Annotated in this window: 24 protein-coding genes; 11 read left to right on the forward strand and 13 right to left on the reverse strand. The window is 66.1% G+C overall.

Annotated elements, in window-relative coordinates:
• Positions 1–58: 58 nt before the first annotated feature.
• Positions 59–874, reverse strand: coding sequence for a posphoenolpyruvate synthetase regulatory kinase/phosphorylase PpsR (gene ppsR / locus BLV04_RS11965; RefSeq protein ID WP_093032065.1), 816 nt, complete (start codon positions 872–874; stop codon positions 59–61).
• A 206-nt stretch (positions 875–1,080) separates the two neighbouring features.
• Here ppsR and BLV04_RS11970 point away from each other — a divergent pair, with 206 nt between their 5' ends.
• Positions 1,081–1,536 carry a hypothetical protein gene (locus tag BLV04_RS11970; protein WP_093032068.1) on the forward strand — a complete coding sequence of 152 codons (456 nt, stop codon included), beginning with the start codon at positions 1,081–1,083 and terminating at the stop codon, positions 1,534–1,536.
• 46 nt (positions 1,537–1,582) lie between these two features.
• Here the strand turns inward: BLV04_RS11970 and BLV04_RS11975 are convergent, their stop codons facing one another.
• The gene (locus BLV04_RS11975; protein WP_093032071.1) at positions 1,583–1,828 is read right to left on the reverse strand and encodes a HypC/HybG/HupF family hydrogenase formation chaperone; all 246 of its coding nucleotides are present in this window, start codon (positions 1,826–1,828) and stop codon (positions 1,583–1,585) included.
• Between the two features lie 123 nt (positions 1,829–1,951).
• Here BLV04_RS11975 and BLV04_RS11980 point away from each other — a divergent pair, with 123 nt between their 5' ends.
• Positions 1,952–2,422 carry a HyaD/HybD family hydrogenase maturation endopeptidase gene (locus BLV04_RS11980; RefSeq protein WP_093032074.1) on the forward strand — a complete coding sequence of 157 codons (471 nt, stop codon included), beginning with the start codon at positions 1,952–1,954 and terminating at the stop codon, positions 2,420–2,422.
• Positions 2,423–3,040: 618 nt separating this feature from the next.
• Here BLV04_RS11980 and BLV04_RS11985 read toward each other — a convergent pair.
• From BLV04_RS11985 to BLV04_RS12005, 5 genes are all read right to left on the reverse strand, one after another.
• Complete coding sequence (locus tag BLV04_RS11985) at positions 3,041–3,496, reverse strand: bacteriohemerythrin (RefSeq protein ID WP_093032077.1); 456 nt, start codon at positions 3,494–3,496, stop codon at positions 3,041–3,043.
• Between the two features lie 240 nt (positions 3,497–3,736).
• Positions 3,737–4,420, reverse strand: a complete 684-nt coding sequence (locus BLV04_RS11990; protein ID WP_093032080.1) for a TIGR04211 family SH3 domain-containing protein — start codon at positions 4,418–4,420, stop codon at positions 3,737–3,739.
• A gap of 114 nt (positions 4,421–4,534) precedes the next feature.
• Positions 4,535–5,455 carry an ornithine carbamoyltransferase gene (argF, locus tag BLV04_RS11995; protein ID WP_093032083.1) on the reverse strand — a complete coding sequence of 307 codons (921 nt, stop codon included), beginning with the start codon at positions 5,453–5,455 and terminating at the stop codon, positions 4,535–4,537.
• Positions 5,456–5,483: 28 nt separating this feature from the next.
• Positions 5,484–6,662 (reverse strand): aspartate aminotransferase family protein, encoded by a 1,179-nt coding sequence (locus BLV04_RS12000; protein ID WP_093032086.1) that lies wholly within the window; start codon positions 6,660–6,662, stop codon positions 5,484–5,486.
• A gap of 239 nt (positions 6,663–6,901) precedes the next feature.
• Positions 6,902–7,453 carry a cytochrome b gene (locus tag BLV04_RS12005; RefSeq protein ID WP_093032089.1) on the reverse strand — a complete coding sequence of 184 codons (552 nt, stop codon included), beginning with the start codon at positions 7,451–7,453 and terminating at the stop codon, positions 6,902–6,904.
• A gap of 56 nt (positions 7,454–7,509) precedes the next feature.
• Here BLV04_RS12005 and BLV04_RS24430 point away from each other — a divergent pair, with 56 nt between their 5' ends.
• Together BLV04_RS24430 and BLV04_RS24435 are read left to right on the forward strand one after the other, a co-directional pair.
• Positions 7,510–8,097, forward strand: coding sequence for a Gfo/Idh/MocA family oxidoreductase (locus BLV04_RS24430; protein WP_139191919.1), 588 nt, complete (start codon positions 7,510–7,512; stop codon positions 8,095–8,097).
• 233 nt (positions 8,098–8,330) lie between these two features.
• Entirely contained in the window at positions 8,331–12,287 is a 3,957-nt protein-coding gene (locus BLV04_RS24435) for a zinc metalloprotease (protein WP_217633693.1), read from the forward strand.
• Here the strand turns inward: BLV04_RS24435 and BLV04_RS12015 are convergent.
• Positions 12,173–14,275 (reverse strand): sensor histidine kinase, encoded by a 2,103-nt coding sequence (locus tag BLV04_RS12015; protein WP_093032092.1) that lies wholly within the window; start codon positions 14,273–14,275, stop codon positions 12,173–12,175. The two genes, BLV04_RS24435 and BLV04_RS12015, sit on opposite strands and share 115 nt — an antisense overlap.
• A 1-nt stretch (position 14,276) precedes the next feature.
• Positions 14,277–14,975 carry a response regulator transcription factor gene (locus BLV04_RS12020; RefSeq protein ID WP_093032095.1) on the reverse strand — a complete coding sequence of 233 codons (699 nt, stop codon included), beginning with the start codon at positions 14,973–14,975 and terminating at the stop codon, positions 14,277–14,279.
• Positions 14,976–15,128: 153 nt separating this feature from the next.
• Here BLV04_RS12020 and BLV04_RS12025 point away from each other — a divergent pair, with 153 nt between their 5' ends.
• From BLV04_RS12025 to BLV04_RS12055, 7 genes are all read left to right on the forward strand, one after another.
• Complete coding sequence (locus BLV04_RS12025) at positions 15,129–15,662, forward strand: PspA/IM30 family protein (RefSeq protein ID WP_175534607.1); 534 nt, start codon at positions 15,129–15,131, stop codon at positions 15,660–15,662.
• Complete coding sequence (locus BLV04_RS12030; protein WP_093032101.1) at positions 15,659–16,225, forward strand: hypothetical protein; 567 nt, start codon at positions 15,659–15,661, stop codon at positions 16,223–16,225. The genes BLV04_RS12025 and BLV04_RS12030 overlap by 4 nt, the downstream gene beginning before the upstream one ends.
• A gap of 19 nt (positions 16,226–16,244) precedes the next feature.
• Positions 16,245–17,465, forward strand: coding sequence for a vWA domain-containing protein (locus BLV04_RS12035; protein ID WP_093032104.1), 1,221 nt, complete (start codon positions 16,245–16,247; stop codon positions 17,463–17,465).
• 478 nt (positions 17,466–17,943) lie between these two features.
• A complete protein-coding gene (locus tag BLV04_RS12040) occupies positions 17,944–18,885 on the forward strand; it encodes an ADP-ribosylglycohydrolase family protein (protein ID WP_093032396.1) in 942 nt (313 codons plus the stop codon).
• A complete protein-coding gene (locus BLV04_RS12045; RefSeq protein ID WP_093032107.1) occupies positions 18,882–19,643 on the forward strand; it encodes a metallophosphoesterase in 762 nt (253 codons plus the stop codon). The genes BLV04_RS12040 and BLV04_RS12045 overlap by 4 nt, the downstream gene beginning before the upstream one ends.
• A gap of 91 nt (positions 19,644–19,734) precedes the next feature.
• Positions 19,735–20,694 (forward strand): metallophosphoesterase, encoded by a 960-nt coding sequence (locus BLV04_RS12050; RefSeq protein ID WP_093032110.1) that lies wholly within the window; start codon positions 19,735–19,737, stop codon positions 20,692–20,694.
• A complete protein-coding gene (locus tag BLV04_RS12055) occupies positions 20,691–21,191 on the forward strand; it encodes a hypothetical protein (RefSeq protein ID WP_139191921.1) in 501 nt (166 codons plus the stop codon). Before BLV04_RS12050 ends, BLV04_RS12055 begins: the two co-directional genes overlap by 4 nt.
• A 155-nt stretch (positions 21,192–21,346) precedes the next feature.
• Here BLV04_RS12055 and BLV04_RS24955 read toward each other — a convergent pair whose 3' ends face one another.
• The 4 genes from BLV04_RS24955 to BLV04_RS12070 all read right to left on the reverse strand — a co-directional run bounded on the left by BLV04_RS24955 (position 21,347) and on the right by BLV04_RS12070 (position 24,888).
• Positions 21,347–21,508, reverse strand: coding sequence for a hypothetical protein (locus BLV04_RS24955; RefSeq protein ID WP_175534608.1), 162 nt, complete (start codon positions 21,506–21,508; stop codon positions 21,347–21,349).
• Between the two features lie 196 nt (positions 21,509–21,704).
• A complete protein-coding gene (locus BLV04_RS12060; RefSeq protein WP_093032116.1) occupies positions 21,705–22,325 on the reverse strand; it encodes a hypothetical protein in 621 nt (206 codons plus the stop codon).
• Positions 22,326–22,459: 134 nt separating this feature from the next.
• The gene (locus BLV04_RS12065; RefSeq protein ID WP_342721911.1) at positions 22,460–23,245 is read right to left on the reverse strand and encodes an AEC family transporter; all 786 of its coding nucleotides are present in this window, start codon (positions 23,243–23,245) and stop codon (positions 22,460–22,462) included.
• A 164-nt stretch (positions 23,246–23,409) separates the two neighbouring features.
• Positions 23,410–24,888 (reverse strand): coiled-coil domain-containing protein, encoded by a 1,479-nt coding sequence (locus tag BLV04_RS12070; protein WP_093032121.1) that lies wholly within the window; start codon positions 24,886–24,888, stop codon positions 23,410–23,412.
• Between the last annotated feature and the right edge of the window lie 50 nt (positions 24,889–24,938).

Raw genomic sequence — 24,938 nt, forward strand, 5'->3', positions numbered from 1 at the left:
CGCAACCACCGCGGGGACGCCGGGAGCGGGAATCGCCCCGAGCCGCGGCCTGCTCGGCTCAGCGCTCCCCGCTCCCGCGCAGCGCCTTGATGATGTGCGAGGAGATCTCCTCGATCGACTGACTGGTGGTATTGAGCACCGGGATCTGGAGTCGCTTGTAGATCTGAGTCGCCATCCGGATGTCCTCCTGACAACGCTCCAGAGATGCGTAACCACTGCCGGGGCGGCGCTCTTCACGAATCAATTGCAGGCGCTGCGGATCGATGGTGAGCGCGAAGAGCTTGTGGCGACAATCCCACACCAGCTGAGGGACATCCCCGCGCTCGAAGTCCTCTTCGGTGACCGGATAGTTGGCCGAGCGCAGACCGTAGTGCATGGCAAGATACAGACAGGTCGGCGTTTTTCCCGAGCGCGAGACACCGATCAGGACAACATCGGCGCGATGAAAATTGTCCGGCCGTATCCCGTCGTCGTTGGCCATGGCGAAATTGATCGCCTCGATCCGCTTGGTGTAGTAGCTCGGCTTGGTGATGGCGTGGCTTCGCCCGGATTTTCGGCTCGGCGGAACGCCCAGCTCCACGGAAAGCGGCTCGACGAAGCCCTCGAAGAGCTCGACGTAGTAGCAGTTGCCGCTCTCCAGGATCGCCCGGATCTCGTTGTTGAGCATGGTGGCGAAGACGATCGGGCGCACCCCGTCGCGGTCTGCAGCCTCCTGCATCCGCTGCGTCAATGCCTTGGCGCGCAGGTCGGTGTTGATGTAAGGCATATAGACCTGCTCGAAGTCGATGGTGTCGAACTGCGACAGCAGGCTGTGGCCGAGCGTCTCGGCGGTGATGCCGGTGCTCTCTGAGACAAAGAAGACGGTACGGTTCATAGGCTCCGACGGAGTGATGCAAGTCAATGCAGTCTATATTGGAATTTGGTGATATGGGGAACCGCTGATCCCGGCAGCACCTCGACGCGACACCCAGGCCGGATGCGCCGGATGATCCGAGAACGATGTCGGTCGGCACGCCGACCAATCTTCGCCGAGCCGGCAGGCCACCCGGCCGGCCCACTCACAGGCCGAGGAGCTTCCCGATGCCCAAGATCAACAACGACCACGCGCTGCGCGATGCCCTCAACGGACTCGACGCGCAGCAACAACGCATTCTCGGCTCCCGCTTCGCCCATCACGTCATGCAGTTGAGCAAAGACGAGCGGGTCAACCGCGCCATCGAAACCGGGATGCGCGAACAAGCCGCCTCGGGCGAGCTGGAAGACGCCTTCAAGGCCGCCAAGGCGTACGCAACCAAGACCTACACCGACTGCGGCAAAGACACCGATTGGCTGGCCCAAGCCGACCATTTCGTCGCCGCCTCCGCCGCGGCAGCCCTGACGCCCGATGCGCTCCTGACCGAGAAGCAGAACCGCGCATGGAAGGCCGCCATGCAGGCCCGCATGGCCGTCAACTGCACACTGATCGAGGAGGACGACGCGCCCGAGACATCCGAGGCCGAGCATCAGTACGCGCTGGCCGAGACATTCTTGGGCTGAGCCTACACGGCGGCCGGGGCGTCCGCTCGGGCACCCCGCCCGTCGGTCAAACCTCGACCCGATCGCCGTCCTGCGCCGCGAGGATCGCGTCATAGATCTCCCAAGCCGCGGCCGCCTCGTCCTCGCTCATCCGACTGATCGCATGGCCCAGATGGACCACGACATAGTCGCCGACGCCGATCGTCTCGTCCTGGAGCATGAAGAGATTGACCTCGCGCTCCGCGCCCTTCGCCGTGCAACGGGCCACGAAGCCGTCGACGGACTGGATCTGCATCGGGATACCAAGACACATGGACAAGCCCCCAAGGGAAGTCGATCATGGCAAGGCAGGCTAAGCCGCACCGCGAGCACCCGCAAGGACTCAGATCAAACGATCGTACGATCACCCCTCATCAGCCCGAGAAGGCCCACCGCCGTGCAACCAACTACACTCATCCTCGGCCTCGGCAATGTCCTCATGACCGACGAGGCGGTCGGCGCGGAGGTCGTTCGCCAACTTGAGCAGGAGAGCGATCCGGACGCACCCCTCGTGTTCATCGACGGCGGCACCCTGAGCTTCACGCTCGCCCTGCCGATCGGGGACTGTCCGCGACTGATCGTCGTCGATGCGGCCGCGATGGGCGAACCGCCCGGCAGCGTCCGGGTCTTCGAGGGCGAGGCGATGGATCGCCAGCTCAGCGTCAATGCCAAGACCGTCCACGAGGTTAGTCTCTCCGACCTGATGGACATCGCACGCCTCACCGACACGCTTCCCCTCAAGCGCGCCCTGATCGGCATCGAGCCCGGATTCGTCGGCTGGGGCGACCGGCTGACACCCGCGGTCGAGGCGGCGATACCCGACGCCATCGCGCGGATCCGCTCGCTCCTCGATCGCTGGAGCGCCTAAAGCTCGACAGGCATCCGCGCGACGGATCCGGTCGGGATGAGCCGGCCTGCGATCGCCCACGCCTTCGCCCAAAAATCCTTGCTTTGTGTACGATTTGGTTTTATCGTCCGAGAGCACGATCCGTTTACATTCGCGGCGTGCCATCACCAAACCGCAAACGAGGATCAGCCTACATGCGACCCACGACGATTCGCGCTCTCTCGGCCTTTGCTCTTTCCACAGCCACGATCACCCTCGCGCTCAGCGCCCCGGTCTTCGCCGCGTCCGCATGCAAGGGCCTGGAAGAAGCGGTATGCGGGACTACGGAGGCATGCCGCTGGCAGGCTGGTTATACACGAAAAGACGGAATCGAGGTCACAAGCCACTGCCGCAGCACGGGGAAAGCGAAAGCGGCAGCACCGCAGACGCCAGCTCCTGAAGCGGCTGCCGCGGACGGTGCCGATAAGGCATCCTGACCGATCGCCCGGGCAGCTCCGTCGGCGCCGTGCTTTCCGGGTCACCGGGGTGGCTCGATCGGGGCGGCTCGATCCGAACAGGTCGGCGGGGCGGGCCTGATTCGGCAGGAATCGACGGGCGGCAGCGGCGGGACCGAAACGCCCCCTGCTGCCGGACCCGGCGTTACCGATCTCCGACCGTCGGTTGCTCCCGATGCCGGGCCGGATGGTCGCCGAGCTCGCCCGCCTTCACATGCAGGGCGTAGAGGACATCCTCGTCGGCGATATGATCGATCAACCAATCCTGGGTCATCTCCAAGGCCCGATCCGCGAGCTCCTGACCGGGACCGAACGTCCGCAGATCGTTCTCCAGCTCATCCAAGCGCCGCATGAAGGCGACATGCTGTCTGAGGTGCGCGTCGAGATCCGGATAGTCGTGCCTGCGCATGAAGTCTTCTTCGGTGGAGAAGTGGGTCTCCGCGTAGCTCCGCATGAAGACAACGGCATCGATCACGCCGGTCTTGGCCTCGCGGTCCAGGATCGCTTCGTAGAGCTCATGCGACGCGGCGAAGAAGCCTTGATGCTGTCGGTCGATCTCCTCGATCCCGATGCTGTAGATATCGGACCACTCTCTTAACATTGAAACCCCTTCGGAGTTGGAAGCGCATCGCACGGATGGGATCGAGCCGGGTCGTCGATCCCGGGCGGCATCGTCGGTTCGATGAGGCCTGCTCGAGTCCGCCGTTCGCAGCTCCGGACGCAACACCGCTCATCGGAGCGAAAACACCTCATCAGGCGGATCGAAGCATCAGGCTCATCTTGGCCGGGAGTCTAGCACAGGCCGGCTCGAGCGCTGACCGGGCCCCGAGCGCCCGGGGCTTCAGAGCGACCCCCAAGAACCGCGCCGACGACGGAAGCTCAGGTGCGGCAAGAACAAGCCGATCAGCACGCCGATGAGGATGACGCCGGCGCCGATCATGAACCAGCGCTGGCTGGTGCGGTTGCCGAGGTCGCGGTTGGCCTGCTCGAGGTCGGCGCGCTCGCGCGTGAGCTCGCTCACCTGGATGCGCAGACGCTCTCGGTCGCTGGTGATGTCGAGGATATTGGTCGAGGCATGGCGAATGGTGGCCAGCTCCTGTTCGAGCCGCACCTTCTCGCGCTGCACGACCTGGAAGTCGTTATCGAGCCGGTCGTACGCCGCCTGCAGCGCCCCGAGCCTCGCGGCCAGCGTGTCCGGCTCGCCCTGCAGCTCAACCAAGCGCTTCTCGAGCTCGATGACACGGTTGCGCGCGGCAGGCTCGTCCTGCAGCTCACGCTCGAGCACATAACCGACGGTCCCGTCCTCGGTACGCACGCGCGCGTATTCGGTCGCCTTGTTCACGCTGACGACGTCCACCGGCGTACCGCTCGGCAGCATGCGGATGATGCGATAGCGGTTGCTCTCGCCCGTGCGCAAGGTGACCTCGAGGGAGTCCGTCACATAGCGCATCGCGGCGCATACCGGCGGGATCTGCGCGGAGTGGATGCTCAGGAGCAGGACGAAGAGGAGCGCGGAACGTCTCACGGGGCATCCTCGGCGAGGCGTAGGTCGAACGTGAGCAGTCTCGCGACCGTGCCGAGCGGTCGCGTCGGGCCAGCGAAAACGGCAAGTTACACCAGGGCCCGGCGCCTGTCATCCTCAAGGCAGCAGGAGAAATTCCAGCAGCGCTTTTTGGGCGTGGAGCCGGTTTTCGGCTTCATCCCAGACCACGGATCTGGGGCCGTCGATGACGGAGGCGGCCACCTCTTCGCCCCGATGTGCCGGCAAACAATGCATGAAGAGTGCGTCGGGCGCGGTCCGCGACATGACGGCCTCATCCACCTGGAAGGGCGCGAACAGGGCCTCGCGTTTCGCCTGCTCCTCTTCCTGGCCCATGCTGGCCCAGACATCGGTCACGACCAGATCCGCCCCCTCGGCGGCCTCCTGCGGATCGCGCAGAATGCTGCAACGCCCTTGGACCGCGGCGAGCAGATCGGGATCCGGATCGAACCCTTCCGGACAGGCAATCCTCAGCTCGAAATCGAACACCTGTGCCGCCTCCATGAAGGAGTGGCACATGTTGTTGCCGTCGCCGATCCAGGTGACGCGTCGACCGCGGATATCGCCGCGATGCTCGTAATAGGTCTGCATGTCGGCCAGCAGCTGACAGGGATGCAGACGGTCGGTCAGGCCGTTGATGACGGGGACGCGGGAATTCGCTGCGAAACGCTCGACGATGTCGTGATCGAAGGTCCGGATCATGACCGCGTCGACCATCCGCGAGAGCACCCGCGCACTGTCCTCGATCGGCTCGCCGCGACCCAGTTGGGTGTCGCGCGGCGAGAGGAACAAGGCGTGACCGCCGAGCTGAACCATGCCGACCTCGAAGGACACCCGGGTGCGGGTCGAGGATTTCTCGAAGATCATCGCCAGGGTACGGTTCGGGAACGGCCGATAATCCTCGCCGGATTTCAACATTCGCTTGAGCTCGGTGCCTCGCGCGATCAATCCGCGGGCCTCTTCGGCACTCAGATCGAGCAGGGACAGAAAGTGTCGGCAGTGTGTCTGATCGGCATCCATGGACATCGTCTCTCCCGCGGGGCGTTGCTCAGGCATCGCTCAGCCAGCGCTTGACCAGGGTCGTCAGCCCTTCGAGAAGGTGGTCGGCCTCGGAACGGGCCAGGATCAGTGGCGGCAGAAGCCGGATAACGCGCTCCGCCGTCACGTTGATCAGCAGGCCGGCCTCAAGCGCCTGTCCGACCAGATCGGCGCAGGGGCGATCCAGCTCGATCCCCAGCATCAAACCCCGCCCCCGCACCTCGACCACGCCCGGCACGTCGTTCAAGGCGGTGCGGAAACCGTCGAGCAGATAGGCACCTTGCTCGGCCGCATTGGCGATCAGGTCCTCGGCAACAATCGTCTCGAGCACGGCACGCGCTGCCCGGCAAACCAGCGGGTTGCCCCCGAAGGTCGAGCCGTGCGAGCCCGGTCCGAAGACCTCGGCCGCCGCCCCGCGGGCAAGACAAGCGCCGATCGGCACCCCGTTGGCGAGGCCCTTGGCCAGGGTGACCACGTCGGGGAGGGTCCCGCCGTGCTCATGCCCGAACCACCGCCCGGTGCGCCCCATTCCGGTCTGGATCTCGTCGCAAATCAAGAGCCAGCCGTGCCGATCGCACAACTCGCGCAGACGCTGCCCGTAGTCCGGCGCCGGGATCCGGATGCCGCCCTCGCCCTGGATCGGCTCGACCAGAATGGCCACGATGTTCGGACGATTCGCCGCAGCGGTCTCGATCGCCTCGACGTCGTCGTAAGGAACCCGCACGAAGCCCTGCACGAGCGGCTCGAAGCCGGCTTGGACCTTGCGATTGCCGGTCGCCGACAGGGTGGCGAGGGTGCGCCCGTGGAAGCTGTTCTCGGCGACCAGGATCGCGGGATTCTCGACCCCGCGCCGGTGAGCATGCAGACGCGCGATCTTGATCGCGGCCTCGTTGGCCTCCGCACCGGAGTTGCCGAAGAAGACCCGATCCATGCCGGACATCTCGGTCAGCATCGCGCCGAGGCGCTCCTGCTCGGTAATCCGGTACAGGTTCGAGGTGTGCACCAACAGCCCGGCCTGCTCGCAGATCGCATCGCGAACCGCCGGGTGCGCATGCCCGAGCCCGCACACGGCGATGCCCGAAAGCGCATCGAGATAACGCCGGCCTTCCGTATCCCACAGCCAAACGCCCTCGCCGCGCGCAAAGGCGACCGGCAAACGCTTATAGGTGGCCATCAAGGGTTCGGTCATTGCGGCAGACCCCGCTGCGTCTCCGAAAAACAAAAAAGGCGGTTCCTCCGCTAGGGAAACCGCCTCTGCTCAAAGGCGAAGCCGGGGAATATAGCGCGAAAAGAACCTTAGCGACAAGAACCCGAAACACCTGATCCTCGACGATCCCGAGCAAAGACCCGCTCAGCTGCAGGCAGGAGGAGCCGACCCGATCGTCGGACAATCTCCGAATGCATCGACACCGCGTTCCGAGTAGAGCATCAGAATAGACTCATGCGTTTCATCACACCGTCACGTTTGATCCGCCAGTGATAAACCGCGGCAGAGACGTGAATCAGGATCAAGCACAGAATCACCCAACCGACAATCCCGTGAAGCTGGAACAGGGTCTTGCTCAGCTCCTTATTCTCGGGGACCAGGCCGGGTAGGTTGAGGTTGAAGAACTGCACCGGAAAACCGCCGGTCGCCGTGCCCAGCCAGCCCAAAACCGGCATCAGAATCAGGGCGACATAAATGAGCGTATGCACGGTCAAACTGGCCGCACGCTCGAAGCCGGTCAACGGGGGTTGATAGGCCGGAGACCGGAAAAGCCTCTTCAGTGCAAAGCGCAAGATCATAAGGATCAGCAGCAGGATACCGAATGTCTTATGGTATCCGTAGAGTTGATTGGTCATCTCCAACCCGACCAGATCCTTGAGCCCGTCGAACCCGAGGGTTCCCAACAAGGAGCCGACGGCCAGTAAGCCCAAAACCAGCAGGGCAATCAGCCAATGCAGGAGTCGCTGAGCATAGTTGTAGCGAAGGGTCTCCATCCAGTCCTCCGAAAGACATTGATGTGTGATAAGTCACGTCGGCGGAGTTATGCGCCATGGGCGCCAAAACGCCCCCTGAGCCATCCGACGCGGTTTCTTCCGGTCTCTCCCGCCATAAAATAGTACCCACGGGCACCGACACAACCATCCCCGAAGACTCACCGGGCATCGGTTTCGGCTACGCCGGCGCGACCTTCCACGCGCCTCTGATCGTAGCGGTCCTCGGGCTGCGTCTTGCGGCCATCGACCTGGCGGCCCCGAACGCAACACATCACCCCCTGGCGGCCGAGGCGCTCGCGGCGGGCAAGCATGTGGTGGTCGACAAACCCTTCACGCTGAACGTCGGCCCTGTGCCTGTTCGGCATGCCCGGATCTCGCCCGGCAGCGCGACGACGCCCTCGTCGACGACTTGTTCCATACAGTGCTGCGATATGCGATACGAGGGTCTGCGCGTCGTACTGCACGCCAGTGCATTGGCCGCAGAACCTGCCCCGCGTTTCGTGCTGCACAGCACAGGCGGAGCGATCAACCGCCGGATCCGGCATGATCGTTCGGCCGGCCCGCCTTGCGCGCCCGACGTCCTCGTGAATAGTCCACACTCCTGGAGTTCATCAGCACCCCCGCCTCTTGATTCCGAAGAATAAAGTCCCCTCACCAGTTGCCGCCAACGCAGGGCGATCCGCCGCGAGCTGGAGAACGCCCGGGGCCGAATCCGAGGAGGAGCAGCAGAATGCCGTCCAACGTACCGCCGCAGTCGCACCAAAGGCCGAACGGTCCGTCCAACAACCGACCCGACTGCAGGATGCGAGCCAAGGATCGTCGATCGGGCGCCGATGCGGCGTCTACGGAGCTCGAGCATTCAGTGGGTCGGTCATCGGTGATCTCGATCGTCCGCCAAGTCGATGGCCTCCTCGGCACCGGACATGCCGTCGCGCAAGCGCCGAGCGGGGCAATACCCTGCGGACGACCTTCGACCGCTAGTCACGCCCTCGACCGCCTTCTACCCGAGCTCGCCACGGCCCTGGTGGTCGCCGCCCCGTTCGTCGCAGGAGGCGTCGCTGCCTGGATGGATCCTTGGCTGATCCTCGTGATGCCCGTCGTCGTTCGGACGGCGTTGATGGGCTCGATCGCGCTGCATGGTCTGGGTCATGCGCTCGCTGCGGGGCGCTCCGGGATCGGGCGATTCCTGGACTATGCCCGCGCTCTGCCGCCGTGCGGTCTTCTCCCCTTCGGTCCGCTCTTCATCCCCGGCCTGAGTCGCCCGACACGGGCGCCGCGTTTCGCTCTGGACGGTCTGTCGCCGACGCGAAGGCGCTGGATCGCCCTTGCCGGACCTGCGGCGAGCCTGGTTGCCCTTTGCGCGTCGGCGGCCGCTCTCGTCGCACTTGCCCCCCCGTCGACCCCATCGCAGTGGATCCTGCTCCTGCTCGCCGTTGCCAACGCTTGGATTCTTCTGACCTCGTGGACAGACTACCTCACGCTGATCTCGGGGCAAGGGCGTGCCATCTTCTGCGGCAATTTCGGTATCTTGTCGAAACGGGATCCGGGCGAGCGCGGTTTCCTGCCGCCTCGCTTCAGGCGTTTAACCGTGCGGCTGGGACAGGCCACGGACAGCCGCGGACAGCAGGCCGGCGGCATCGCCGTGCTGGGCGCGAACGGCCGCTTCGTGGGCCGGAAGATCGTCAACGGCAAGCGAGGCGACCTGACCCGCGATCTGCTGCGCGCCTTTCGTCGACGCGCGGCCCTGCGGCGACTGATCGGCCATAAGCCCATGCGGGAGATCCTTCACCTCGTCGGCCACTATCGCTACGGTACCTCGAGCTGCCCCGCCGAGATCGAGACGCACTGGCACCGCTGGGCGCGTCCACGCACCGCCGCGGTGTGGTCCGTGGACGGACAGGACTTGTTCTGCCGCCGTCGTGTCGTCGAGAACCTCATCACCCATAACGGCGACTTCGATGCCTGGCTCGCCCCTTGGGGCCGGGTTTCCAATCCGGCTCTGGGTGAGTGGCTGACCAGCGTCTTGGGGGAAGCGAACGCGGCGCGGGGCGATTCTCCGAAGATCGCCGGGATGCTCGATCTTCTGCTCACCCAAGGACGCTGGGATGCCTCCCTGCGGCTCGGCTATGCGATGCTGACGGGCCGAGCGCTTCCACGCCGGGATCTGGTTGCGCTGACCTCGATCTTCGATCAGGTCTTTACACGTTGGGCAGTCGGCCTGGATGTCGCCCACCGGGATGACTGCGCCCGCCCCCTCGTAGTCGGCTGCACCTCGTTGGCGGAGGTGTTCGCGCGCAACGCCGAAGCCACCCGGCGACTGGTCGACGCGCTTCGGCAGGCATCCCTGTCGGTGACACGCGATTGGCCCGACGACGCAAAGCGGTTCCGGCAGCGCATCGTGGGACGGGCCGTGCATGCCTTCTTCCACAACGATCTCTACACGGCCACGATGCTCTTCATGGAGCGGGCCGAAGGGACCTTCGGCCTGGTCATGACGACGAGCCTCCAGCCCGGCGCGGTCGCCTTGGCCGCGGAGCGTCAACCCCTCTTCATCGGCGCCGATCCCGAGACGGGTATGCTGATCTACGCCTCGGAGGCCGCCGCGCTGACGGTGGCCTGCGGGCCGAGTCCGGACGGGGCGTCCCTGCCCTTCCGCTTCGACCTCGTCGACGGCGATCTTGTCCTGCTCCAGGTGCGCGAAGACACGGCGGACAACAGCATCACCCTGATGAATCGGCACAGGCACGAGGCACCGACGATCGAGCGGATCACCCCGAGCGCGCTGGCCAACTCCGCACGGGCCGAGGACCCGCAGGGATGGATCGCCGTCTCCGATAACCCCTATCTCGAGACGAGATCGGCTCCACCCGGCCGGGATCGTGTCCTGGGGGAGATGACCGACATCCCCTCGGTCCTGGAGCGGATTCGACGCGACTGGGGCGATCCGGCGTCGCGCAACCGACGCACCGCGCATGCCTTTACGACGTGTTTTCTGGACAGCGCATCGGACTGGGCCGCGCAGCAGCAGGGCCAAGCCTTACCGAGCCTGCATTCCGAGTTGGACCTCTTGGTCCTCGGCGTGGAGAACAGCCTCTATCTCGGTGTGCGATTCGTAGAGGATCTGCGTCGTATCTTCCCGTACCTGAATGCCCGAGCGGTGGATGCAGTGCGCTACTGCGATGATCCGCAGCGCTATGAGGTCGGCCCGACCACGCTCACGCTCGCGATCAGCCACTCCGGGCAAACCTTCAACACTCTCGACGCCGTGCGCTTTATTCGGGCGCTCCACACCTCGGGCAAGGCCGGCGCCGTGTTCGTCATGACGGGAGAGATCGATACACTCATGGGGGCCGCCGTGGGACAAGGCATGAAGGCCGATGCCCCTTGGATGGAGCGCGTGTTCGCGACCGGTGCCGGATGGCGGACCGCGGAGCCGGCCACCGTGAGTGCGGCGGCGACCCATGCCACCCTGACCCAGCTCCTGCTTCGGTTGGCGCGTGATGTTGTCACCCGCTCCAACGACGCCGTCTGCCCCTTCGGCTTTGCCGTGCGCAACGACGATCTGGACAAGCTCGACGCCCTGGATCAGCTCACCGTCCGCCGCGCCGAGGCCATCTTCGGCCGAACGACCGAGGGCTGGGATGTGGAGACCGAGGAGCGGGTCGGTTTGAAACGAGAAGGTCGGTATCTCGCCAGCCTCCTCACGGAGCCCGCCCTGGTGTTCATCGCCACGGCGGTCCACCTCTTCGTGATGCTCTGGCTCGGTTGGAACCCCATGCTCGGCGGGGACGCATTGCTGCAGAGCACCGTCGGCTGGTCGGTCGTCGACCTCGGCAACCCGATCGGCGCGATGATCCTGGCGGGACTGCAGACCGCCTATTTCCTCTTCGCCGCGGTGCTCTTTACCTTGCTCTTGCGAGGGCTTCAGCGACGGCCTCTGTGGGATAGGGTGTTCGTCGGGCGAACCCTCGTGATCGGCGACGAGCCTTATGTGAAGGATCTGCTCGCCCAGTATGTGAGCAAGTTGTTCTCGCTGGCCTACGAGTTCGCCGGGTTCGTCGGCATCCACGCGGCGGATTCCCGCTCCGGCGAGCTGCTGCATCTCTACGGCCATCGCATCACGCGAGGCATGGTGCTGTTTCTGGGCCTGCCGGACGGTCGCTGGCCGGGCCGGGAGCGCGCGGAGGCCGCCGTCTGCATGACCTCCAGCCAAGCGCGAGGTGTGCGCAACATGGGGGGCGGAGCGCTCGTCGTCGGTGTCGGCCACAACGCGGTGTCCGCAGCGAAGGTCGACCGATTCGTTCGCCTCGGCGCCTGCGAGCACCCGCTGGGGGACATGCCCCAGGTCCTGCGCGGCGGCTGGTCCGAGCTGGCCCGCGATCTACAGGAATCGCGTTTCGACGCCTTCGAGCGTCTCTTGGCATCCTATGTCGTCTTCCACACCGCCGCCGCGCACACGCGCGACCTCACGAACACCCTGGTGCCGCTGGCCAATCTCCTGTGGGCGCCTGTCTTCTGGATCGTGCGATTGCTGACGCTCGGCCGCGTCAGACCGAGCTTCGGCTATTGGGACCTCGCCCGGACCCAGAGCGGCACCCGGATCACGACGACGGCCGCCCCGGTTCCGGCAATCACGCAGAACCCGCGGGATTATCTGACCCCGAAGGAGCGCAACGCCGCGGTGCAGACGCACCGTCTGCGCCGTCTCGGGGTCGTGCCCTACGCGTCCGAGACCGTCGTGGCGCCCGTCGAGACCGGAACGCACAGGCGCAGCTCCGCCCCCGGCTCTCGATTCACGACATCCACGGTGCCGCCCATCGCCTCGGCGAGCTGACGCACCAGCGCGAGGCCGATGCCGGTCCCGGCCGTCTCGCGCGCGAGTCCACCGTCGATCCGATAGAAGAGGCGAAAGATCTTGCGCATCTGAGCCGGCGGCACACCGGGGCCGTAGTCGCGCACCCAAAAGACCAGCATGCCCCGATCCGCGAGCCGGCAACCGATATCGACCCGCTTCGGCTCGGCATCGGCCGAGAACTTCACGGCGTTGTCGACAAGGTTGATCAGGATCTGGGTGAAGGCATCCTCATCGACCGAGACGACGGCCGCTGCGGCCTGCGCGCCGCAAGCGATGTCCAGCGTAAAGCCCGCACGCTCGACCCGCGATGTCACCTTCGATCGGGTCAACTCCATCAGCTCGCCCGCCGAGACCGTTCGCAGGTGCAGACGCAGGTCGTTGCGCGTCATGCGCGCGAGCTGCAGGACGTTGTCGATCAGACGCGACAGGCGCTCGCTCTCGTCGTGGATATAGGCGTAATAGGTCGTGCGCTTTTCCTCCGGTACCCAGCCTTCGCGCAGCAGCTCGCCGTACATGCGGATCGAGGTCAGCGGGGTCTTCAGCTCGTGGCTTACCGCCGAGACGAAGTCCTGCTGCTGGCGGGCGAGCGCGATCTGGCGCAGACCGAGCCGATAGATGAGATAGATGCCGCCGACGAGGATCACGACGAGTGCCGCGGCAAGCCAATACAAGAGGTGTGCACCCGGGGCGGCCGGCAAACGGCCGACACTGAAGAGCAGCTCCATGCCCTGGAGCGGTGCGGACAAGCGGGTACGCAGCAACAAGGCGCCGCGCAGCTCGTCGGCGCTCGAGAGGTAGCCGCGCGAGGCTTGGCTCGGGTAGGCGGCCAAAACGTCGCCGTCCCAAGCGACGACCAAATCCGTCGTCTGCGACAGAAGCGTCTCCCGGAAAGCGTCCTCGATGCCGACGCCCAGGAACGGCCTCTGCTCGATGAGCACACCTTGGATGAGGCGCTGGCCGTCCTGCCGGACAGGACGAAAGAGCACGAAATGCCCGCTGTCGAGCAGGCTCATCCGAAACGGCTCAACCTCGGTCTCGAAGAGATTGACTGCAGGTGCAGCAGCGTCCGCCGTCGGCTCGGGCATACCGGCCGGCCCCGGTGCCGCGGAACCTGCCATAGCGGGAACGCGGCCTTCCTTGGGCGCGAGGCCCTGCTCCGGTTGACTGTCGTCCTGCTGCTCGCGCGAACGAAGACCCTCGGTGGTCGGCGGCGCGGCCGGTGCCGCCTGCTGAAAGCGCTCATCGAGATTCAGATCCTCGATGCGGCCGAGTGTGCTTCGCGCTTGCGTCTTTTGCTCCCGCGTCGGCGAGGCATCGATCTCGGAGAGTCGGTCGAATGCCGCCTGCGGCAGCGCCCGCTCCACCTCGGGCGTCGCTTTCTGCAGGGCACTCAAGGCGGATCCGGCGCTCTCCTTGTCGCGACCACCCCCGGGCATCGGACCCTCGGGCATCGCGTCGGCCTCGATTCGATCCGTCTGGACCAGTCGGTTGTCCGTGAGGATCCGGCGGATGCGCGCTTCCAGGGCCGTGCGCCCGGCAAGCTCGTCCGGAGCGATCCCGAGATCGGGTGCATCGCCGCCACGTGGAGGCACGAGAGGCGTGGTCATGGCGCCGGCGGCATCCACCTGGAAATGACCGACGAGCCCCGGAAGCGCCGTAGACACAGGGTACCGAGCGAGGGGCGAGCGCTGCGGGACGGTACCCGCTCCGTCCCTCGTCGCGACAAGAAACCCGTAGTCCGCGACGGCGTGTGCCTCTTCGGCACTCACGATGTCCCGGAGACGTGCGTCGATGCGTGCGGCCAACTCCTCGGCAAGCAACTGGTGCTGCCGGAAGGCCGCCCATTTCAGGTGTCCGAAGGCTTGGTGAATGAGCAGACCGGCCGGGATCGCGAGCGCAACGAAGAAGAGGCCGAGCATGAGCCGCAGCCGCCGCGGGTTCCAGCCGGCGAGGCCGCTCCCGCGCATGTCAGCCGCTCAGCAGGCGGTAGCCGGCACCGCGCACCGTGACCAGGTAGCGCGGTTGTGCCGGGTCGGATTCGAGCTTACGCCGCAGCTTTGCGATGTGGATGTCGACCGTCCGGGTCTCGATGTCCAGGCCGCGCGCATAGCCCCAGACCTTGTTCAGCAGCTCCTCGCGCGAGACCGCTCGGTCCGGATTGGCGCCGAGATATTGCAGAATGTCCATCTCGCGTCGGGTGAAGGCGATGGTTTCCGTGCCGCGACGACCGGCAAGGTTGCGGACATCGATCTCGATCTCGTCCCCGAGGGCGATGCGATCGCGGTCGATACCGAGACGCGCGCGGCGCAGCACGGCCTCCACCCGGGCGACCAGCTGGGTCACCGAGAAGGGCTTGCCGACATAGTCGTCCGCACCCAGGCGGAGGCCCTGGACGATGTCCTCGTCGGCGGTCTTGGCCGTGAGCATGATGATCGGCTGCTCGCGGTCGGCGACGCGGATGCGCTCGCAGATGTCGAAGCCGTTCACGCCCGGCAGCATGACGTCGAGCAGGATCAGGTCGAACCGCCCGGTCAGTGCCTTGCGCAACCCCGCGTGCCCATCGGCGGCCGAGTCGACTGCATAGCCGTGATAGACGAACAGATCCTCGAGCCCGGTGCGGATGGCCGGCTCGTCCTCGACGATCAGGAGGCTGAACTTGGTCTGCATGTCACCGGGAAGGGTAGCAAGGCGCCCCGGCGGCGGCACGTAAAATCCATGTAAATCCGACGTCCCGATCTTTACCGAACCGCGCCTATGGCCGGACCGGCCGCCTTCCTAGACTGCAGTTGCCGAGCAACTCAGCCCCCGAAGGAGGCCATCATGACACTCGTCACCCGCATGTCCCGGCTGTTGCGAGCCGACGTCAACGCGGTCCTCGACCGCATCGAGGAGCCCGCCGCGCTGCTGCGCCAGGCGGTCCGCGACATGGAAGGGACGCTCGCCCGAGACGAGCAGCGCGCGCGGCGTCTGGAGTCCGAGCAGCAGGAGCGGGCGTGCCGTCTCACGGAAATCGACCGCACCCTGCGCGAGATCGACGAGCAGCTCGACCTCTGCTTCCGGTCGGACCGGGAAGATCTGGCCCGCACGCTGATTCGGCGTCGGCTCGAAACCGAGCAGTTTCAACGGCTGGCGACGGATCGACAGGAGGGCCTCTCGCGCACCCTGACCGAGCTGCGGAACCGGATCGTCGAGAATCGACAGCGGCTCGCGGAGGTCCGACGCAGGGCCGAGCTGATCACGGATGAGAGCCGTGAGGATGCCGATGACGGCTGGACCGCGACCTCGGTCGCGGTGCGGGACGCCGATGTCGAGGTAGCCTTCCTGCGCGAGAAGAGCCGGAGGACAGGGTCATGACACGCCCTACCTTCGTCGAAGGCGTCGGGGTCGCCCTCGCGGCGAGCCTCTCCGGCTCGGCCGCGTACACGGCACTCTCCGCGGCTGCAGGTGGCGGTGGCGGCATGCTGCGCCCGGTCGTCGTCGGTCTCGCGCTAGGCTACCTGGTCTATCTGCTGGCCCGCACGCCCGTGCGCGCCGGACGCGTCACGGCCTTCATCGCGTGGTGCCTTGCGGCGGCCGGACTCTGGCTCGCTGCCCCGCCGCTCGCGCTCGATCTGCTGCTCCACGTCGCAATGCTCTGGCTGATCCGCACGCTGTTCTTCCATTCGAGCCTCGTCTCGGCACTCGCAGATCTTACGCTCAGCCTCCTCGCCCTGGCCGCGGTTATCTGGGCGCTCGTGCAGACTGGAAGCCTGCTGCTCGGCATCTGGTGCTTCTTTCTCGTTCAGGCCGGCTTTGTCGCGATCCCGCCCGGCCCGGCAGCTCGACGACCCAGGCGCGAGCCGTCCCATGAAGACGACTTCGAGCACGCCCATCGCATCGCCAAGTCGGCGTTGCGCAAGCACGCCTCGTCCCTCTGATCCATCCGGAGACATCACCATGAAGACCAAGCTCATCGCACTCGTCTTCTTCGCGGCAACCGCGGGCACGGTCGCGCTTTATCCGAGCGACCCGGATGCGGTCGCCGTCGACACCCCGCCGGTCGATCCGACCCAAATCCTCCTGCCGCCCGCGGATCCCCTGGCCAACGAACGCCCCCTCGTGGAGGTGGTGTTCGTGCTCGACACGACCGGCAGCATGGGCGGACTCATCCAGACCGCCAAGGACAAGATCTGGTCCATCGCCTCGACCATGGCATCCGCGCGACCCGCGCCCGAGATCCGCATCGGCTTGGTCGCCTACCGGGATCGCGGCGACGCCTACGTCACGCAGGTCGTCGATCTGTCGCGGGACATCGACTCGATCCAGGCGACCCTCATGGACTTCGAGGCGGCAGGCGGCGGAGACGGTCCGGAGAGCGTCAACCAGGCGCTCCACGAGGCGATCCATCGGATCTCCTGGAGCCGGGATCCCGATGCCTACAAGGTGGTGTTCCTGGTCGGCGATGCTCCGCCGCACCTCGACTATCGGGACGACGTTCAATACGCGGAATCCGTCGCTGTCGCACGACAGAGGGGGATTGCCGTGAACGCGGTTCAATGCGGCGAGGATACCGGCACGACCGTGCATTGGCAGCGCATCGCCCAGCTTGGCGGCGGCACCTACTTTCGCGTCGACCAGGCGGGCGGCGCCGTCGCCATCGCAACGCCTTTCGACAGCAAGCTGGCCGAGCTCTCCGCAAAGCTCGACGAAACGCGGCTCTACTACGGCACGGCCGAGGAGAAGGAAGCGCAGGCGCTCAAAGAGGCCGCGACGGAGAAGCTCCACACGGGCTCTTCCGTCGCGTCCCGAGCCCGTCGCGCCGCATTCAACGCAACGGATACGGGCAAGTCCAACCTGCTCGGCGAGAAGGAGCTGGTGGAGGATGTCGCAAGCGGTCGGGTGGAACTGTCGGCCGTCGCCCCCGCGGCGCTCCCGGCACCGCTGCAGACGCTCGCACCCGAGGAGCAGCAAGCCCTGATCGCCGAGACGGCCGAGCGGCGCAAGACGCTGTCCGAGGAGATCCAGACTCTGGCGGTCCAGCGCGACACCTATCTGAAACAGCAGATCGCCGAGCAAGGCGGCGCGAAGGACTCGCTGGATCATCGGCTCTACGATGCGATCCGCGAGCAGGCCGGCCCGAAGGGGCTTCGCTACGACGGGGACGGCCCGGCCTATTAGGCGAAGTCCGGAGAATTTACCTGTCGACCCTCGGGCCTTGCGTCGGGCTTCAGCCCGACAAGGACGGCGAGAGATGGCGATACGGCGGAGTCGCGCTCAAGTCCGACCCACTGGACATCGCGGACCGTCGATGAGGGACGAGAAAACCTTCGTGTCGGGTGCGGTGAGCGTAAGAGCCGCACCCGGCAGCACTCACGACGCCACCCAGCTCGCGACAGTCAGCCCGAGAACCCGCTTGAGCTTACCGGTGTTGTGGGTCACCAGGGTTGCGTTCTCGGCTTCTACGGCGCCTTTTCATGCTCGGACGCGCCGAATCCACTCCACAACCGTGTGCGACGACTCATGTCGCATGATACCGCTATCCTTTGAGGGTGCCGCACTGTAGACAGAAGGATCGACGGATACCGCCCCAAGACGACGGACATCCGATGCAGTGCGCACATAGGACCGAGCCAACCCCCCGATGGAGAAGAAACCGATGACCCGAACCCACGACAGCTCGACCTTTGCCGATCACGCCCGTGCGGCCCTGCTCGCCCATGCGTGCGGCGACCGTTTCGGCGCCCCGCTCGAGTTCGTAAAAGACGCGAGCGTGCGCACCCGGCCGGTCCACTTGGGCCATTGGACCGACGACACCCACATGTCGCTCTATTTGGGGGAGGCGATCCTGGAGCATGGACCGGGGCCGCTTGAGTCCGACCGTTTCGGCACTCTGGTCGGCGAGGCCTTCGTGCGCTGGAGTCATGACCCGCTGACCCCGTCGACCGCGCCGGGCAACACCTGCCTGACCGGGGCTGCACGCTTCGAGCGCGAGCGCGACTGGACCACCAGCGGGGTGCGCGAGTCCGACGGCTGCGGGGCGGTGATGCGGATCGTACCCTTGGCGCTGGTCTATCGGGATGACGACCTGATCGAGGCCGCGCGCATCTCGGCGCTGCTCACCCACGCCCATCCCAACGCTGTGGAGGCGGCCGTCGCCGGGGCCTGGCTGGTGCGGGCGATCCTGGAGACGGGGCGCTTGGACAGGGCGCTGGTGGAAGAGGGGATCCGATGGCTCGACGGGCCTTGGCATCAAGGCGGCGAGGTCGCGGCGAGCCTGCGCGCGGCCATCGCGTGGGCGGTGCGCGATGAGGACTGGCTCGACGAGGAGGCCATCCCGCCAGGCGACGGCGGCTGGCGCTCCGGCAGTGCGCTGGGCCTTGCGGTCGCTGCGGCGCTGCGCTGGTCGGAGGATCTGGGTTTGGCGGTCGAGAAGGCCGCGCGGATCCGGGGTGATTCCGATTCGGTCGCCTGTCTCGCGGGCGCACTGCTGGGCGCGTCTCTCGGCACGGCGGCGATCCCCGCGGAATGGCTCGACACCCTGCCGCAGCGCGAGGAGATTGCCGGGCTCGCGGATCGATTGCTCGGGCTCGCATCATGACGGCCACACGCCGGCCGCTGGTGGCGATCGGCGACCTGCACGGGCATCTGGACCTGTTCGAGCGTCTGCTCGAACGAATCGACCGTGAAGTGCCGGATGCACGCATCGTCACCCTCGGCGACTATATCGACAACGGCCCTCAGATCCCCGCTCTCCTGGATCGCCTGATCGCGCTGCAGGCCGAGCGTCCGGGTCGCTTCTTTCCGATCCTCGGCAACCACGACCTGGCGTTGTTGCGGGCGTTGGGCTGGCCGGGAGAGGCACCCGACGAGGCCTGGTATGCACGCTGGAGCGCACGCTACTGGAACCTGGGACTCGGCACGGCCGACGCCTATGGTGCGCACGACCTCGCGAGCTTCGCCGCGGCATTCCCCGCGCGGCATCGGCGTTTCTTGTCCGACCTGCCTTGGTCCTTCGACGACGGCGAGATCTTCTGCGTGCATGCAGGGCTGGATGTCGGCGCGATCGCCCCGCAGCGCGCCGAGCTCGAACGCAAGACACTGCCGGCGGAGCCGTCCTTCATGCCCGCCGCCCTGCGCGACAAGACCAGGGCGACTCGGCACGATCCGGACTGGGAGCGTGTCGTGGTGAGCAGCCATACCCATCTGCCCGGACAGTCGTTCTTCTCCGCACCGCGACGGGTCTGTCTCTCGGCGACCTCGGATCATGGGGGTGGACTGCTGGCGGTGCAGTTTCCGGAGCGGCGCTGTTGGCGGACCACCGGGGGCGAGGCGACAGAGGTCGCAATGCGCACCTGAGCCGAGGGTGTGATCAGAGCGCCCCCGTGGCAAGCGAGCGCGAAAAGCCGGCATCGGCGGGTCTAACGACAGCGTCAACAGAGGAGCGAAAATGTACGATCTGATCGGCGACATCCACGGCTGTGCTTATGAGCTCAAGGCGCTGCTCGCCAAGCTGGGCTACAGCGCGCGAGACGGCGTCTGGCGACATCCGACACGCCAAGTGATCTTCCTCGGCGACTTCATCGATCGCGGACCGGAGCAGGTCGAGGTGATGAAGATCGTCCGCGCAATGGTCGACGCCGAGCAAGCGCTTACCGTCATGGGTAATCACGAATTCAACGCCGTGGCTTGGGCGACGCAGATTGCGACGAGTTCGGGCGACTATTTGCGACCGCACACCGATGACAATCGGAAGCAGCACGCGGAGTTCCTCGCTCAGGTCTGCGAGGACAGTGAGCTCCACGAGGAGTTGATCGACTGGTTTCGCGGCTTACCGCTCTGGCTGGATCTGCCGGGTTTGCGCGTCGTGCATGCCTGCTGGCATCTGCCCTCCATCGAAATCCTGACCGAGCACCTGGACGACCGACAACGGATCCGTGACGAAGGAGCGTGGGTCTCGCTCACCCGACCAGGCGACCCCGCCTACGAGGCACTGGAAACGGTCCTCAAAGGTTTGGAGATCCCGCTTCCCGAGGGGGTCGAATTCAAGGATAAGGACGGCAAGATCCGCCGGCGGGTCCGCACCCGCTGGTGGAAAACGCATCCGATCACCTATCGCGATCTCGCGATCGCGCCGCTCGAGGTCATCCCGCGGATCCCGCACGAACCGGCGCCCGAGCATGTCCTGCCGGGCTACGACGGAAACAAGCCGGTGTTCGTCGGCCATTACTGGCTGAGCGGGACGCCGCGCCCGCTGTCCTCACGCGTCGCCTGCCTGGATTACAGCGTTGCCGCGGGCGGGAAGCTCTGCGCCTATCGCTGGGACGGGGAGCATGATCTGGTCGGCGAGCATTTCTGCTGGGTGGACGTGGATCGCAGCCAACCCGAAACGCAAGGAGCGGCATCGTGAAAGAGCACAAGGTCGTTGAGGATTACCCGCGTTGGACGGCTCCGGTTCCGAGCCAATGGGTTGATCCTTGGCGCGGCACGCGGGACCCGTCGCCTCCTCCCGAGACGCGCAAGCCTCTGTTGTGGATCACGCGCGACGGACACGACCTCCTGTTGATCAACGAGACCGGCGAGACCCTGACCCGCGTACAGGCGCGCAGCGACGGCTTCCAGACACTCGACGACGAGGTGATGTCGATCACCGAAGCGGGACACGGCTATGACTATCGCGACGTCGCACCCGGCAACGCGGTGAAGGTGGACGAGTACGACGACTACTACGACCTCGACTTCGTACTCGGCCTGACGTTGCGCGTGACCTCGGCGCGTTTGGGCTGCCTGGAGATCTTTCCGCCTCCGGCGAAGGGCGGCGTCCACGGAGCAGTGCTCTTGTGGGACACGGGCGAGAGCGGCAAGCGGATCTCGGTCGACCCCTGCGAGGCGTTTGACGAGGACTAACGCGATCTCCCGGAATGGGCATTCAGAATGCGCGTGCGCGCAGTTCCTGTAGGGGCGTGTCTTCCCCGGAAATCACATGAGCAGGACTGTCGAGTTGCGCTGCACGCGCCCGGAGGGAAGCCGCTTAGCGGTCGAGATACGGGAATCGACCCGGTCTATTTGTCCAGCTTGAGCTCTCCGGACTCGATGAGCTTCTTGATTTTGCGCATGGTCTCGACCGAAACATTGCAGTCGCCCCAGCGCTCGTCACGACTGTGCTCCTTCTTGGGCTCTTGTTGTTTGGGTTTGTCCTGAGGTTCTTGTGTCTCGCGCGTCACAATATGTGCTCCATGGTTGGATTCATAACCGCGTTGCCGAAAACGCCCCGTCTGTTCTTGGTCGGATGAAGCAGCCGAGACAGGGACGAGACGCCGCAGGTGTTGCGCTTCCTATCGTCAGCGCAACCTACGCTGCTCCCGGGTCCGATGCACGCCTACGCGAGTTCCCGAGCCGTCGTGCCTTGAACCGCCCCGGTCAGTCGCGTGGCGCCATCAGGGAACGCAACGGCACCGTGCGTCCGCCGATGCGCACAATCGTCTGCCCCAATCGGATCGCCCGCCCGAATCGCGCGACCTCGCGCCCCTCGAGGTCGAATTGCACCGCTTCATCCGGGCTGTAATTGACCACATACCCGATGATCCGCCCGAACGCGGGCACTCCACCCTCCGGCAGAAGCTCGCGAGCCTGTTGGCTGTAGGCTGCTGGCGCGGCGTCGGTATCCAGGCGGATGCGCAGCAGACGCTCCACTCCCATGAAGGCGGCGACGAAGATGGGGTTCGGAATGCTGCGCTCGGTCAGGACCACCGCATGGGGGCGAAACGCGTCGCGGTAAGCGGCCTCGTTTTCGGCGTCGAGTACGGCCCGGGTTGCTGCATAGGCATCCTCGACCGCCTCGGGCGAAATCTCCAGGGCCGCGGCGAGCGGGCCGTGAAACTGGCCGGAGTGCCGCAGATCTCCGTGTTCGATTGCCGCCAACCGTCGCAATCCCTTGGTGACGTTTGCATAGCCCATGCGCAGCACCAACTGGGTGCGCGTGAGGTTCAGCTCGCGGGAGCGACGTACGATCAATTCAGGCAAGGGATAGATCGGCGGCACAGGGAGATCCTCGTCGGAGGGGCGCGAAACACGTCACGCGCTTCAGGATGGCTCCAGGTTATCGCAGGCGTGCGATAGAGGATGTCGCATCCGAGCAATCCGACCACCGCCTTCCGTCGCGATCGCGACGACGCTCAGAGCACCAACAACAGCACGGCCGGGAGCGTGATCAGGGCGGCCGCATTGCCGAGGAGGACGATGGAGGCCACGCGCTCGGGCTCCTGGTCGTAACGTTCGGCGAAGATGGCATTGAGCACCGCGGGCGGCAGTGCGGCGAAGACAATCAGGATGCTGGCCTGCTCGGGGGGCAGCGCAAGAATAAGGGCGATCCCCCAGGCCAGCAGTGCACCGATGACCGGTCGGACGAAGGCACCGAGCAGCCCGACACGCCAATCCGCCAGGTTCACGTCGACGAGACGCACGCCTAGGGTAAAGAGCATGAGCGGGATCGAGACCTGTCCGAGCATGTCCACCGGCCGGCTGATCAGCTCGGGCAGTGGGACGCCGGAGAGGTTGACGACGAGTCCGGCGATACAGGCGAGCATCACCGGGGTGCGCAGAACCCCGAGGATGTCGGCCCGCCGATCGAGCATCCTGGTCCCGACCGAGAAGTGCAGGACATTCTCGATCAGAAACAGCACCACCGCCGCGGGCATCGCCTGCTCGCCGAAGGCGAGCACAAGCAAGGGGATGCCCATGTTGCCCGAGTTCACGAACATCATGGGCGGAACGAAGGTGCGCACCGAGATACCGCTCAGTCGGGCGATCGGCCAGGCGACGAGACCCGATCCCAGCACGAGAACGACGCCGGCCACCGCGAGCAGCCCGTAGGCGCCGAGGTCCACGTCCTTCGATGCGAGTGCGGAGAAGACCAGGGCGGGCACGAAGACGTCCATGTTGAGCGCGGTTGCCGCGCGCATGTCCGGGCGGTGGCGCCGGGCGTAGAGAAACCCGACCGCAACCACGATGAACAGAGGCAGGACGATGAGGAGGATGCGCTCGAGCAGGAGGCGACCTCGTCAGCGCAACGACCGGAGAAGGCGCGACACCGGGCCGACCTAAAGGCGTCGCCGTACGAGCGCCATCAGAAGCCTCCCCCGGTGCGAAAGCCGCCGCTGCTTCCGCCGCGCTTCCCGGCCCCGCCGCTGCCGCCGGTGCGACCGGCACTCCCGCGGCCCAAGCCGCCGAAGATGTCGCCCGGGCGACGCGCATCGCCGAGGCCGCCGCCCCAGACGGTACCGCGACCGAAGGCGCCGGAGCCGAAGCCGGGGTCGGAGCGCTCCGGGCGATAACGCTGCTGCTCCTGCATGACGCGCCAGAGGTTGCGTCGGTCCAGGGCGCCGTTCAGGAACTGCCCCAGCATCATGGCGATCATGGCAGCGTCGCCGAATTGGGAATCGGCACGGTCGTAGCGGTTGCGCTTGAAGTCCGTCCGCAAGGTCTCGACCTCGTCGAGTCGCTGCCGGGCCTGTACGAGCGACTCGCGCAGCGTCTCGAGTGCACCATCGTGCCGGCGCCGCTCGTCCTCGCGCTCCAGCAGGCGGGCGACGATCAGGTCGTCTTCCGGGAAGGGCGTGGTCAGGGCCTCGCGGCGCAGCTCCATCAGATCGTCGCGCTGCAGCTCGGACGCGACCAGCTCGAGCGCCTTCGCGCTGTATTCGTCCTGCCCGGCGGCATAAAAAGCCCTACGCACCTCGAGGCCCTGGAGGTCGCTCCGCGCTTGGGCGATACGCCGGTCCACGGCATCGAGTGCCGCCTGCGCCTCGATGATCGCCGCGTCCAGGGCCGGTATACCGTCCTCGACCCGTGCGGCTTCGTCGAGTGCCTTCAGGGCGGCAACCTCGGCCTCGGCGGCGCTCGCGAGCGCCGCGGCGTGCTCGCGCAAGCGCTCCGGGATCTCGTTCAAGCGGGCATAGTTCGCACCGGCCTCGGCATAGCCGATCAGGCGGGCGACCTTGCCGTCGAGCCACCGGGTCAGGGCCCATGCCCTGTAGTCGGACTGGCCGTAGCGGCGCTTCCAGAGGTACATGAAGAGCGGATCTTCTCGGTAAGAGACACCCTTCTCTTCGCGTTCCGCTTCGCTGCGGTCCGCCTTCTCGGCGGCGTGCGCGGCCTTGCGCTCGGCCTCGGTCGCACGTTCCCGCCGGGCCATGTAGGCGTCATCCCCGGCGAGCCGGGACTGGGTGCGGGCCTCCGCAGCGTCCGCGGCCTGAACCGCGGAATCGACCCGAGCCGCCTGCTCGTTGCGCTCCGCCTCCAGGGTGCGCAGTGCGGCTTCCGCAAACTGGATCTGCTCCTTCAGCAGCGTCAGCGCGGTCTCGCGTTGAGACAGAAGGGCTGCGACCTGCTGCTCGGACTGGTCCAGATGCGTGAGCAACGCGGCGTCGGCAAGCAGTCCGACTCGAAGCCGGGCGAGCGCCTTGTAGTCTTCGAGCTGCCCCCGGCGTTGCGCCTGGAGTTGCTGCTCGGCGGCCTCGACTTGGGCCTCGACCGCCGCAACCCGGGCGCGTGCCTCGTCGACCGCCCGATCGATCTCGCCGAGGGTTTGTCTGCCGGACATCATGCGCGGTCTCCAGAGTGAGCGGGGTCTGCCGTGCAGGTGTACCGAGCCGC

This window comes from Thiocapsa roseopersicina, assembly GCF_900106925.1.
In the GTDB taxonomy this organism is placed as follows: Bacteria; Pseudomonadota; Gammaproteobacteria; order Chromatiales; family Chromatiaceae; genus Thiocapsa; species Thiocapsa roseopersicina.